Genomic DNA, 12,250 nt, shown 5'->3' with positions numbered 1-12,250 from the left:
ATCAGGCGGTCTGGAGGTGCTCCGCGCGCACGCGCTGCGTCGCGCGGTGCTCGGCCCAGAAGGAGAGGATCGGCACCGTGCCGCAGATCAGCGTCACGAGCGTGAAGCCGATGTCCCACTCGGCCTTGCGCGAGAGCATGAAGGCCATCAGCACGAAGATCATGTAGAGCCAGCCGTGCGCGACGCCGAGGTACTCCGTGATCGCCTCGCCCACGTGCTGGGCGTCGCTGCCGGTGGCGAACCAGTTGGGCGTGCTGTCGAAGAGGCCCCACATGCCGGTGCCGTCGAAGTTGGCGAGCGGGACGCCGACGAGGCAGAGGACGACGAGCAAGACACCGACGATGGTGGCCATCACCCGATAGCGGAGGAGCGCGGCTTTCACGGCTGGGACGCTACCGCGTCATCCTGAGCGGCGGCTGAGGCGGCCTCCTGCTCGCTGCTCCCCTCATGATCCGCGTCACCGCGCGCTGCCCGCTCGAGCTCGTCGCGGACGTAGCGCCACCAGATGTAGAGCACGAACCCGGCGAAGATCCACCACTCGAGGGCATAGAGCAGGTTGCGCAGCCCGGTGGACTGGTCGGACTTCGGCAGGGCGTCGAGGTCGGCCTGGCCGAGCCCTTCGGTGGGGTCCTGGAGGACGGCATAGCCGCTGTAGAGGTCCTGCTCCACGTGCTGGATCGCGTCGGCGAGCCGCAGCTGGGGGAGCAGGTCGTCCGAGGGGTCGGGGTCCATCTGGCCGGTGCCTTCGGCCGGCTGCAGCCACGCGACGAGCTCGGCCTCTCCGGTCGGCGGCTCGGGCGCGCTGTCCGGGTCGGGCTCGGGGTCGTCGAGGAAGCCGCGCACCACCAGGATGGCGGGCGCATCGACACCACCGTCGACGGCCAGCGGCGTCACCACCCACGACCCTTCGACGCCGTCCTGGGTGCGATCGGTGACAAAGACCGTCCCGGTCGGGACCCAGGTGCCCGCCACTCGCACGGGCTGCCCCACGCGGTCGCCGGGGAACGGGTCGTCGGCCCCCATCACGTCCGTCAGCTCGACCGGCTCGCGCATCGTCAGGTCCCGCGCCGCCGCCTCGCGCTGGGCCTGCCACGAGTCCAGCTGCCACAGCCCCAGGCTCACGGCGATCGCGGTGCAGACAACGCCCACGAGATGCGCCACCCAGAACCGACGAGCCAGCACACCAGACACCCTTAGAGCGTACGCCGCCCCCGGACGAACCCCGAGTCGGCGTATGTGCACCCCCGCAACCCCCCGAGTCGGCGCAAGTGCACATCGGTAGGGCGCTGAGTCGGCGCAAACGCTCGGCTGAACCTGTGCGTTCACGCCGACTCACTCGTCGTACGGCGTGAGTCTGCGCCGACTCAGGAGGTGGGAGGCGGGGTGGGGCAGACGGTGAAGGGCAGCCGGTCCTGCGTCACCAGGCGGGCTGCCGCGCCCACGTCGGCGATCTGGAGGCCGATGCGTCCCGTCGAGGGGTCGACCGCTGGCTCACCGACGAAGGCGTCGCGGTAGGCCACGCCCGGTCCCTGCGACCCCTGAGCCCCCTTGGGCCACTGTGCCGCCAGGTCGGAGCGTGGGAAGAGGTCGCGCCGGTCCGGCCCGAGGCGGGCGGTGGCGACCCACTGCTCGAAGGTGACGCTGACCGCATCCAGCGGGTCGAGAAGGTGCAGGTCGAGCTCGTCGGCCACCCGGCTCTCGTCGTACGACGCGCCGGGGCCGAGCAGGGCGGGGAGCTCGACGCAGCTGCGGCGAAGCCAGAGGGACTCGGCGCCCGGCTCGATGAGCTCGGCCGGGCCGTCTTCGCCCCACACCTCCTCATCCGGGTCCGCCGTACCCTTCACCAGCAGCCGATCACGGACGAGCACCCGGGCGCCTCGCAACGCGACATCGCGCTTCGCGACCGCGGCGGACACCGGCCCCATGTCCACCCCGGATCGGAAGGCGACGACGAAGCCCTCACCCTCCGGACCGGCGAAGCGTGCCTCCCAGGCGACGTCGTCCTGGGAGAACCCTCGGCCGGCCACCGCTGATGTCGTACGTCCGCGTAGGAGGCCCGGGGAGAGCAGCACGGCGTCACGCTCAGCCCGCTCCCAGAACCGGGACCGGTCCTCAGCGGCGGATCCGCTGCTCAGATCCGTCATCCCGAACCGGTCCCGGATCGCGTCGTAGTCGGTCACCGTCACCGTCTCGGCCTCGAGGGGTACCAACGCCAACGCGCGTACGGCGGGCGGCAGCGTCGCATCGCGGAGCAGGCCGCGGGCCTCCCTGGCCACGGTGCCCGGGGACGAGGTCGCCGACGAGGGGGACGGCGCGTCGGTGTCCGGGCCGCAGCCAGCCAGCACGAGAGCGGCCGCCGCGAGCGCGACGATTCCCCGGCCAGCTCGCTGCCAACGAGTCAGGTTCACTCCACGCCCCGCCGGGTCACCGCCGGTGCTGCAGGTGTCACGGCGTCATCAGGAGTGCTCACGCGGAGAAGTCAATCATTCGGCCTGGGCCGCGACGAACGGCGTTGCTGCTTCGGCACCGAACCCCTCCTGGAGTGCGGTGAACGCGGTCCTGCCCACGGGCGTGAGCGCGAGGGCGTGATCGTGGGGTCGTGGGGCATCACACGAGCTCGACGGTGTGCTCGACGCGCATCGTCGCGTTGAGCGTGTTCGCGATGAAGCACTGGTCGTGCGCTGTCTCCACCAGGGTCGCCACCATCGACTCGTCGCTCCCCCTGACGGTGATCCGCGGGCGCAGGACGATCTCGGTGATCCGCATCCCGGAGGCTGCGTCCGGCATCAACGCGGCCGCGTCGTCGGCGTACGCGACCACGTCGACGCCGGCACGCGCAGCGACCGCGAGGAAGGACAGCAGCTGGCACGAGCTGGCCGCAGCGAGGAGCAGCTGCTCGGGGTTGGGGAACGCGGCATCACCACGGAACGCCGGGTCCGCACTCAGGAGCAGCGGCTCCGGGGTCAGGTGCACCTCATGCTCCCGGGGGTAGGTCCGGTACCCGTCGCCAGTCGAACCGGACCATGTGAGGCGGGAGGAGTACTCGTGTGTCGCCATGAGAGGAACGGTAGGGGAGGAACACTCGGGCCCGATCGAATTGTCCAGGCGTCCCCTACTCCTTGCCTTCGCTCCCCCTGCATCTGCTCGAGCAGACGGTCGAGCTGCTGTTGGAGCTCCTCGATCTCGTGCTGGATCTTGCCTCTGTCCGACTGTGTTGCTCTGCGGAACTGCAGGTTCATCACAACGTCCACCTGCGCGCCGATCAGCCCGTAGCGGTCGGAGAGCATCTGACGGGCCACCTCTGGATCGGCTGCACCCAGCAGGATGTCGAGCACTCCGGACGTCGTCCAGGGCTACGCGGATGGCTTTGAGGTGACTCGCGCGCTCCCGGAGCATGTCGATCTTGTGTTGCGCCGACGGCTCGTCACTCATGGCGTGAGCATTGCAGGTGACGGGCCGCCACAGTTGGTCGTCAGGCATGCCGCGTTTGCGTGGCTGGCCAGGCGGCCTGCCGCCGGTGGGGAGACCTTCAGCCAGGAGGGCTGTCGCTGATCTGCTGGCTGCCGTCCAGGGCTGCAGCCACAGCGCTCTCTCCGAGCTACCTCCGGTGGTGGTCAGGTCCGTCGGATAGCCGCGCGGGCGATGGCCGCCACGGCGAGGTCGACGCCGGTGATTTCGCGCCAGCGGACGCGCGAAGCACCGGCGAGTTGCTCAAGGACGTCGAGTGTCGCGCTGTTGGCAGGCGGAAGCGAGAGCCGGTCCTGTCCGCTGCGCCACCCGAGCGCGAAGAGCAGGTCGCTGATCTCTCTGCGCCACTCCGGAGCAGAGACGCCACTACCGACCACGGCGAGCGCCATCCAGCCTGCCTGGCGCTCGGCCTCAGTGGTGCCCACCGGCAGGCGCTCGACGATGTGCCCCAGGAGCGCCTGCGCATCATGGGCTCGTCGAACAGCGGCGGCCGTCGGGCTCAGACGGCCCTTGCGGACACTGACCAACCCGAGGGCGCGCGCGGTGGTGCGGATGTCGGCGACGGGGAAGGTGAGGTCCTCCCTGTTGGCCTTGCCGATCCACCAGTCGGCAATGCCAGTGCGTTCGGCGACCTGCTCGACGACGGCAGGTGGGAGGTAGCCCGCAGTTGTCAGCGTGACACCGCCGCCCACGATGTCGAGGAAGGTCCGATAGGTCGCGGTCAACCGTGCGGCCTCGTCCTCCGTGATCTCGGTCGGCCCGTGGGAGAGCGGACGACCCAGCACCTCCCGCAGGAGGCGGATGCCCCGGTGATCGAGCTGCTCGACGAGTTCGGCCATCTCCCCGGTTACCTCGGCGGGCTCGGAGACCGCAACGGCAAGAGCGGCGTTGACCTCCTCGACGTCGAAGTGGTCCGGGTGCCAGTCGAGTGGGAGCCAGTCGCGAGCGTGTGCGACGTCCTCGAAGTTGTCGGGGAGCAGTGCCTCGTCGCACCCGCTGCGGACCCACGTCGCCAGCTCCTCATAGCCGCCGATCCCACCGCAATCCTCGGGAGGACACGCCATCCGCCCGGCAGTGCACCGCGCCGTCGCGGGTGGCTCGTCGAGCACCTCCTCGACCACCAGTTTGTGGTCCCACCCGTCGCCGAAGTCGTACTCGTACCAAAGCTGGTTGCCCTTCTCAGCGACGAGCTGATCGAGGCGTACGTCGTCCTCCAGCGTGCCGTCCTCTCCCTCCTCGAGGTCGAAGGTCGTCACGAAGTACGGCGACCTGTGGTCGCTGCCGGTGCGAAACCGGTGCAAGTGGCTATTGGCCCACCCCATCGCGGCCTGAATGACGTCGTGCAGGCGCGGCAGCGTCAGGTCACCGGGCAGCTCAAGGCGCCGCCACACCGGCGGCTTCGCGTCGCGCAGGTCCAGACGCACCCGGAACCCCCGGATCTCGCTCGGGACAGAGAGCAGCCTTGGCGCCTCGACCTGCTGGAACTGCTCGAACATGCTGGGCACCTGCCGGCTCATCAACGCATCGACAAGCGCCTCCTTCTCCTCCGGGCTGCCACCTGCCATGAGCTGATCTACTAGGTGCTGGACATCAGTCGGTTCGGCCACGGCTGACAGTGAATCACCGCCGGTTCGCGCGCATCTCCTGTTAGGCGTCGGTCGCAGCAGAGGTGTTCACGACCCGGCCAGGGTTGCGCTCGCGAACAACGCCGACGGCATTGCGTGTTGCAGTTCCCAGGTTATGGCGAGGGGGCGCTCACCCACGTGACTGACATAGGTGGCCGGGCCTAGGAATACGTAGGGTGCCGTGTCGTACTCGCCTTTGTTCTCCCTCCGGCAGAAGATCAGCACCGTGCTTGAGCCACGGAGGTAGCGCTGACCCGTGGGTGAGGCGGCCGAGGTGGCGTTCTGGGATTCCCAGTGAAAGAGCGTGGGGCTGATCGGATAATCGCGATACATGGTGGTGGGGGAATAGTCCGCCTCGGATTTCGTCAGTGTCACGAAGAAGGCGTCGACGTTCAGTGACTCGGAGTAGGCGACGCCTTGCATCATGCTCGTCGGCTTTCGCTGGAGAGTCGCGTAGTCGAGGGCAGCGAGGATCTCTTCGCGTTGATACGACGCGTGGACGCGAAGCGGCACATCTGAAAGGGACTCGGTCAGCGGCATCGCATCATGCCGGGTTGCATCGAAGACCAAGTCGATGACCGCGCCGAGCTCTGCGGCGGCAGCGTGCTCGGCACGGATTGCGGCGAGGCCTTCGTCGTACGTCGAGAAGCCGTTTGCGCCGGGGAACGCTGAGAAGAACAGCATCCGCGCCAGCCTCTGCTCCATCTGGCTGAGGTCGGCATAGGGAGTGACTGTCCTCAGCAACTGGGGGTAGCCGACCGCTCTGAGTCCGTCGTCGACGTGAGCGAAGGCGCGGATTCGTTTGAGGAGCTGCGCCTCGCGTGGTGTTCCGGCGGCGGTCGGCAGGCCGGCGTCTCGGCGGAGCTGGGTCCAGGACCGCTGGCCACGGCGCAGGATGTCAGGCAACTCGATACCGGACTCATGCACGAAGGTCGGGAGGTCGAGGTCGCCGTACGAGCGCAGCTCCGCAGTCATCGACTTCCAGCTGTTCGCGACCTGGGCACGCAGGTTGTCGAGGATCACGGACTGGGCCTGTCGGTCCATCACGATCTGGCAGCCGGAGGGCAGGAACGGGAACCCTCGTTCAATCTCGCGCACGAGGCCCCGCCGGGTCTCGCCTGTGAGGGCGCGCAACTTCCTATCGAAGCGGAACTCCTGGCGCTGATGGCCCACGAAGTCGAGAACGGTCAGCACAGCCTTGTTGGGTGTGCGGCGAAGTCCACGACCCAACTGTTGCAGGAAGATCGTGGCGCTCTCGGTGGGACGGAGGAACAGCACCGTGTCCACGTCCGGCAGGTCGAGGCCCTCGTTGAACAGGTCGGCAGCGAACAGCACGTTGACTCGGCGCGCCTTGAGATCCTCGAGTGCGCGCTGCCGGTCTGCTCCAGGTGTTTCACCGCTGACGGCGAGGGCGGGGATGCCCGCAGCCCTGAACGCCTCGGCCATGAAGTGGGCATGAGCGACGCCGACGCAGAAACCGAGTGCGCGCATCTCCCCGGGATCGATCACCTTCTCGCGCAGTTGCTGAAGGACGATGGCAGCCCGCGCCTGGTTGCCGGTGTAGACGTTCGACAGCTCACCCTCGTCGTACTGTCCACGGCTCCAGCTGATGCGCCGGAGGTCAGTACCGTCCGCGACGGCGAAGTAATGAAATGGGCAGAGCAGGTCTTGGCCGAGCGCGTCCCACAGCCGCAGCTCCGTGGCAGTGCGCCCCTCGAAGAACGAGGCGCGGACGTCGATCCCGTCGGCGCGCTCGGGGGTTGCGGTGAGACCGAGCAGTTCGCGAGGGGTCAGGTGGTCGAGGAGTCGTCGGTACGTCGGCGCCTGGGCGTGGTGGAACTCGTCGATGACCACGATGTCGTAGGCGTCGGTGGGGATGTTCGTCACGCCATACGACTGGAGGGACTGCACACTGGCGAAGACGTGGTCCCATCTCTCGGGTCGCGCGCCGGCGACGTACAGCTCACCGAACATCGGATCGCCGAGGACCTCGCGGTAGGTGCGCAACGACTGCTGGAGAATCTCCTTGCGGTGTGCGACGAAGAGAAGTCGAGGCCGATCGGTGGGCGTCGGTCCGCACAAGCGGCGGTAGTCGAGTGCCGCGACCACTGTCTTGCCGGTACCCGTGGCCGCGACGACCAGATTGCGGTGGCGACCGTGCACATCGCGCTCGACAGCCAACTCGTCGAGCATGTGTTGCTGGTAGGTGAACGGTCGGACCTCGAGTCCAGAAAGGCTGATGGTCACCCGGTCGCTCTGTCTGCGTCCCGAAGCCTCGGCGAGCGCATCGTCCAAGCGGTCCCGGTCGCGCTCCGGGTCGTAGAGCTCGAAGCTCGGGTCGTTCCAGTAGGTGTCGAAGGTGCCGTGGAACTTGTCCAACAGCGAAGGAGTGGCCACTCGGGACAGGCGGACGTTCCATTCCACCCCGTCGAGGAGGGCCGCGCGGGAGAGGTTGGATGACCCGACGTACGCCGTGTCGTAACGGGTCCGGCGGCGAAACATCCAGGCCTTCGCGTGCAGACGGGTGCGGGCCGCGTCGTACTGGATTCGCACCTCGGCACCGAGCTCTCGAACGAGCCGGTCGAGTGCGGCCCGCTCGGTCGCGCCCATGTAGGTCGTCGTGATCACGCGCAGCGGGGCTCGGCGACGGCGCAGTCGCCCGAGCTCGCTCTCGAGGAGGCGCAGACCATGCCACTTCACGAAGGCGCAGAGCAGATCGACCTCGTCCGAGGTGTCGATTTCGGCGCGCAACTCGGCAGCGAGGTTCGGCTCGCCACTGCTGTTGGTGAGGAGTGCCGCGTCCGACAAAGGCGTCTTAGGTCGAGTGGGCTCGATATCGAGCACTCCGGGCCCGGGGTCCCTGGCAAGGCGTCGCAGCTGTTGCGCTGGGGCGTCGACTCTGGCACCAGGGACTTCAAGAAGGACGACGAGGCTGTTGAGAAGCTGAAGCCGACTGTTCGGATCAGTTCGGCCTTCCAAGGCACCGCGAGTGAGCTCATAGATGTGCCGAGCCAGCACGTGCGGTTGGTCAGCCGGGTCCACCTTGGCGAACTCGGCGCGAAACGCGACCTCGTCGTCGAGCGCGACCTGCAACGCCTGGGTCACCAACTGCTCGTGGAGTCCGGGAAGGGCCAGCGGCTGTTCCGTCACTGGCCCAAGCTCTCATGGTCACCGGCCATCTGGGCGGAAGCTCGACCTGAGAGGACAGAGCCGCAGGCAATCCTGCGGCGTCTCGACAAGCTCGACAGTCGAGCTGAGTGGAGCATAGGAGACTCGAACTCCTGACATCTGCCTTGCAAAGGCAGCGCTCTACCAACTGAGCTAATGCCCCCTGTTGAGTTATGAAGCAGTCTGCTTCGCGACCGGGTCGGTCGCCTCGGCCCACAGTGCCTGCTCACGCTTGCCGTCGTCCAGCTTCTTCTTGGCCATCACGGCACCGAGGGCGGCCAGCAGGACGAGCAGGAGCTTCTTCACGGTGGATCTCCCATGCGGATCGTGCCACGCCCGGGGAACCGGACCGTGGCGGTGAAGCAGGACGCGGGTGGTGGGCCTAACAGGACTTGAACCTGTGACCTCTTCCTTATCAGGGAAGCGCTCTAACCGTCTGAGCTATAGGCCCGCATGGGCGTTCACCGATCCTCGGCAACGACCGAGGGGGAACATTACCCCACCCCCGCGGAGGCCGACAAAACGGCCCCCACCTGGGGTGGGAGACCCTCAGCGCTCGTCCTCCGCGAGGGTCACGTCGATGCCGCCGAGCAGGGCTGCCGCCATGTTGTAGAGGAACGCGCTGAGCGTCGCCATGGCGGTGATCAGCACGACGTCGATGACCGACACGAGCATCGTGAAGCCCATGACGCGGGAGAGCCCGACATAGTCCTCCACGTCGAAGTCGGCCGACTCCTCGCCGCCGATCACGTCCTGCACGGTGCCGTTGATGGAGTCCCAGACGCCGGCAACGCCAAGCACCGACCACACGATGAAGACCGATACCACCGTGACGATCGCGAAGGCGATCGAGAGCAGGAAGGCGGTCTTCATCACCGACCAGGGGTCGATGCGGGTCAGCCGCAGCCGGGCGCGGCGGGGCGGCCGCGGCCCCGGCCCGCTCTTGGCAGGCGCACTCGGTGCCTGCCCGCCCTTGGCCGCCTTCGATGCCTTGGCCGCCTTGGCCGCCGACGTCGGGTCGGCGTTGGCGGCGCGCTCGTCCGCAGCGTTGGAGAAGGCCGCCTGCAGGCGCCCGGTCATCGCCGGGCGCACCGCCGTGTCGTCGTTGCGCGCACTGGGCTGCTGTGCCGATTGGGCCGGCTGGGCCGGCTTCGCAGTCGGCCGCGCTGCGGACGATCCGGTCGGGGCCGGCGAGGGGGGAGTGGCCCTAGGGGCCGGGCGGTCGGTCATCGGACGTCACTCCTTGGTCTCGTCGTCACCGGAGCCGTCGCCCCCGTTGTCGTCAGCAGAGTCCTCTGCAGCAAGGTTGTCGTCAGCGATTGTTGCATCCGCGTCCACGCCCGCCACCTGCTCCGAGGTCTCCAGACCCGTCTCGTCGCCGCTCTCCTCGTCGTCGACCGCGTCCTCCTTGGCCTCCACGGAGCGTGCCACGACAGCCACCGCGTCACCCTTCTTGGGCTTGGCGAACTTCACGCCCATCGTGGATCGACCGGTGGGCCGGAACTCGGCATTGATCGGGCTGCGCACGACCTGGCCGGCCTGGGTGATGAGCAGGACCTCGTCGCCCTCCTCCACGATGAACGCGCCGACGAGGCCGCCGCGCTCCTCGTTGGCCAGCGACATCGCCTTGATGCCGATGCCGCCCCGCGACTGCAGGCGGTACTCAGAGATCCGGGTCCGCTTGGCGAAGCCACCGTCGGTGATCGTGAAGACGTACTGCTCCTTCACGTCCGGCAGGTCGCCGGCCGCCGTCGACTCACCGGCCTCGGCGGCCCTCGCCTCCGCGGCCTCCTCGGCCGCCACCTGCTCGGCGCGGATGACCGACATCGACAGCAGGGCGTCGCCGTCGCGGAACTTCATCCCCGAGACACCCGAGGTCGCGCGACCCATCGGCCGCAGCTGGGTGTCGTCGGCACGGAACCGGATCGCCTGCCCCTTGCGCGACACCAGCAGGACGTCGTCGTCGGCGTTGACCAGCTCGGCGCCGATCAGCTCGTCGTCATCCTCACGGAAGTTGATCGCGATGACACCGGCCTGGCGCGGGCTGTTGTAGTCGCCCAGACGGGTCTTCTTGATCAGGCCGGTGCGGGTCGCGAGCACGAGGTACGGCGCCTGGTCGTAGTCGCGGATCGCCAGCACCTGCGCGATCCGCTCGTCCGGCTGGAAGCTCAGCAGCCCGGCGACGTGACCGCCCTTGGCGTCTCGCTGCGCCTCCGGCAGGTTGTAGGCCTTGGTCCGGTAGACCCGCCCGGCCGTGGTGAAGAACAGCAGCCAGTGGTGGTTGGTCGTCGCGATGAAGTGCTCGACGACGTCGTCGCCACGCAGCGTCGCGCCACGCACGCCCTTGCCGCCGCGCTTCTGCGTGCGGTACTGGTCGGCGCGGGTCCGCTTGGCGTAGCCACCGCGGGTGATCGACACGACGAGATCCTCGTCGGGGATCAGGTCCTCCATCGAGAGGTCGCCGTCGGCCGCGATGATCTGGGTCCGGCGGTCGTCGCCGTACTTCTCCACGACCGCCTCGAGCTCCTCGGCGATGATCCGCCGCTGACGCGAGAGGTTGGCGAGGATGTCCTCGAGGTCGGCGATCTTCAGCTCCAGCGCCGCCAGGTCGTCGACGATCTTCTGGCGCTGCATGGCCGCAAGGCGGCGCAGCTGCAGGTTGAGGATGGCGACGGCCTGGATCTCGTCGATGTCCAGCAGCGCGATCAGGCCGTCGCGCGCGTCGTCGACCTCGGGGGAGCGGCGGATCAGCGCGATGACCTCGTCGAGCATGTCGAGCGCCTTGACCAGCCCGCGCAGGATGTGGGCTTCCTTCTCGGCCTCCGCGAGGCGGTAGCGCGTCCGGCGCTGGATGACCTCGACCTGGTGCTCGACCCAGTTGCTGATGAACTGGTCGATGCTCAGCGTGCGGGGCACGCCGTCGACGAGCGCCAGCATGTTGGCGCTGAAGTTGGTCTGCAGCTCGGTGTGCTTGAGCAGGTTGTTGAGCACCACGCGGGCGACCGCATCGCGGCGCAGCACGATGACCAGGCGCTGGCCGGTGCGGTCGGAGGTGTCGTCGCGCACGTCCGAGATGCCCTGGACCCGCCCGGAGTCGGCCAGCTCGGCGATCTTGATCGCGAGGTTGTCGGGGTTGACCATGTAGGGCAGCTCGGTGATCACCAGGCAGGTGCGACCGCGCTTGTCCTCGTCGATCTCGATGACCGCGCGCTGGGTGACCGACCCGCGACCGGTGCGGTAGGCCTGCTCGATGCCCTGGCGGCCGACGATCAGCGCACCGTTGGGGAAGTCGGGACCCTTGATCCGCTCGATCAGCGCGTCCTGCAGCTCCTCGCGCGTCGCGTCGGGGTGCTCGAGGGCCCACTTGGCACCCTCGGCGACCTCCTTGAGGTTGTGCGGCGGGATGTTCGTCGCCATGCCGACCGCGATGCCGGCCGAGCCGTTGACCAGCAGGTTGGGGTAGCGCGCCGGCAGGACCACCGGCTCCTGGGAGCGACCGTCGTAGTTGGGCTGGAAGTCGACGGTGTCCTCGTGGATGTCGCGCACCATCTCGAGCGCGAGCGGAGCCATCCGGCACTCGGTGTACCGCATGGCGGCCGCCGAGTCGTTGCCCGGCGAGCCGAAGTTGCCCTGGCCCTGGACCAGCGGCGCGCGCATCACCCAGGGCTGTGCGAGACGGACCAGGGTGTCGTAGATCGCGGTGTCGCCGTGCGGGTGGTACTGACCCATCACGTCACCGACGACGCGCGAGCACTTCGAGAAGCCCCGGTCGGGCCGGTAGCCCCCGTCGTACATCGCGTAGAGCACCCGGCGGTGCACCGGCTTGAGCCCGTCGCGTACGTCGGGCAGCGCGCGGCCGACGATGACGGCCATCGCGTAGTCGATGTAGGCACGCTGCATCGACGTCTGCAGCTCGACGGGCTCGATCCGTCCGCCGAGGGTGGGGGGCTCAGTGGTGTTGTCAGTCACGATTGTTCTCTCTGGTCGGC

At 68.3% G+C, this 12,250-nt stretch carries 9 protein-coding genes and 2 tRNA genes; all 11 read right to left on the bottom strand.

The features are described from left to right. Position 1 precedes the first annotated feature (1 nt). Positions 2 to 382 (bottom strand): DUF3817 domain-containing protein, encoded by a 381-nt coding sequence (locus ACYU7L_RS04870; RefSeq protein ID WP_460794145.1) that lies wholly within the window; start codon positions 380 to 382, stop codon positions 2 to 4. After that, a complete protein-coding gene (locus tag ACYU7L_RS04865) occupies positions 379 to 1,191 on the bottom strand; it encodes an SURF1 family protein (protein WP_460794144.1) in 813 nt (270 codons plus the stop codon). The genes ACYU7L_RS04870 and ACYU7L_RS04865 overlap by 4 nt, the downstream gene beginning before the upstream one ends. A 173-nt stretch (positions 1,192 to 1,364) precedes the next feature. After that, positions 1,365 to 2,408, bottom strand: coding sequence for a hypothetical protein (locus ACYU7L_RS04860; protein WP_460794143.1), 1,044 nt, complete (start codon positions 2,406 to 2,408; stop codon positions 1,365 to 1,367). 199 nt (positions 2,409 to 2,607) lie between these two features. Next, entirely contained in the window at positions 2,608 to 2,973 is a 366-nt protein-coding gene (locus ACYU7L_RS04855; protein WP_460794141.1) for an OsmC family protein, read from the bottom strand. 641 nt (positions 2,974 to 3,614) lie between these two features. Then, the gene (locus tag ACYU7L_RS04850) at positions 3,615 to 5,033 is read right to left on the bottom strand and encodes a plasmid pRiA4b ORF-3 family protein (protein WP_460794140.1); all 1,419 of its coding nucleotides are present in this window, start codon (positions 5,031 to 5,033) and stop codon (positions 3,615 to 3,617) included. 108 nt (positions 5,034 to 5,141) lie between these two features. Beyond that, positions 5,142 to 8,243 carry a DUF3427 domain-containing protein gene (locus ACYU7L_RS04845; protein ID WP_460794139.1) on the bottom strand — a complete coding sequence of 1,034 codons (3,102 nt, stop codon included), beginning with the start codon at positions 8,241 to 8,243 and terminating at the stop codon, positions 5,142 to 5,144. Positions 8,244 to 8,351: 108 nt separating this feature from the next. After that, a tRNA-Ala gene (locus ACYU7L_RS04840) sits at positions 8,352 to 8,424 on the bottom strand. 8 nt (positions 8,425 to 8,432) lie between these two features. Next, entirely contained in the window at positions 8,433 to 8,567 is a 135-nt protein-coding gene (locus tag ACYU7L_RS04835) for a DLW-39 family protein (RefSeq protein WP_460794137.1), read from the bottom strand. 68 nt (positions 8,568 to 8,635) lie between these two features. Next, positions 8,636 to 8,712: transfer RNA gene (locus ACYU7L_RS04830), tRNA-Ile, on the bottom strand. 98 nt (positions 8,713 to 8,810) lie between these two features. Continuing rightward, positions 8,811 to 9,341 carry a DUF3566 domain-containing protein gene (locus ACYU7L_RS04825; RefSeq protein WP_460794136.1) on the bottom strand — a complete coding sequence of 177 codons (531 nt, stop codon included), beginning with the start codon at positions 9,339 to 9,341 and terminating at the stop codon, positions 8,811 to 8,813. A 156-nt stretch (positions 9,342 to 9,497) separates the two neighbouring features. Continuing rightward, positions 9,498 to 12,161 (bottom strand): DNA gyrase subunit A, encoded by a 2,664-nt coding sequence (gene gyrA / locus ACYU7L_RS04820; RefSeq protein WP_460796575.1) that lies wholly within the window; start codon positions 12,159 to 12,161, stop codon positions 9,498 to 9,500. Positions 12,162 to 12,250: the final 89 nt, after the last annotated feature.

Source organism: Nocardioides pacificus (genome assembly GCF_054775955.1).
The sequence above is the reverse complement of the archived record's forward strand: the minus strand, read 5'-3'. Positions and strand labels throughout refer to the sequence as shown.

Coding starts and splice junctions, on each gene's coding strand:
- ACYU7L_RS04850 (WP_460794140.1), bottom strand. CDS start 5,033: ATGGCAGGTGGCAGCCCGGAGGAGAAGGAGGCGCTTGTCGATGCGTTG.
- ACYU7L_RS04825 (WP_460794136.1), bottom strand. CDS start 9,341: ATGACCGGGCGCCTGCAGGCGGCCTTCTCCAACGCTGCGGACGAGCGC.
- gyrA (WP_460796575.1), bottom strand. CDS start 12,161: ATGCAGCGTGCCTACATCGACTACGCGATGGCCGTCATCGTCGGCCGC.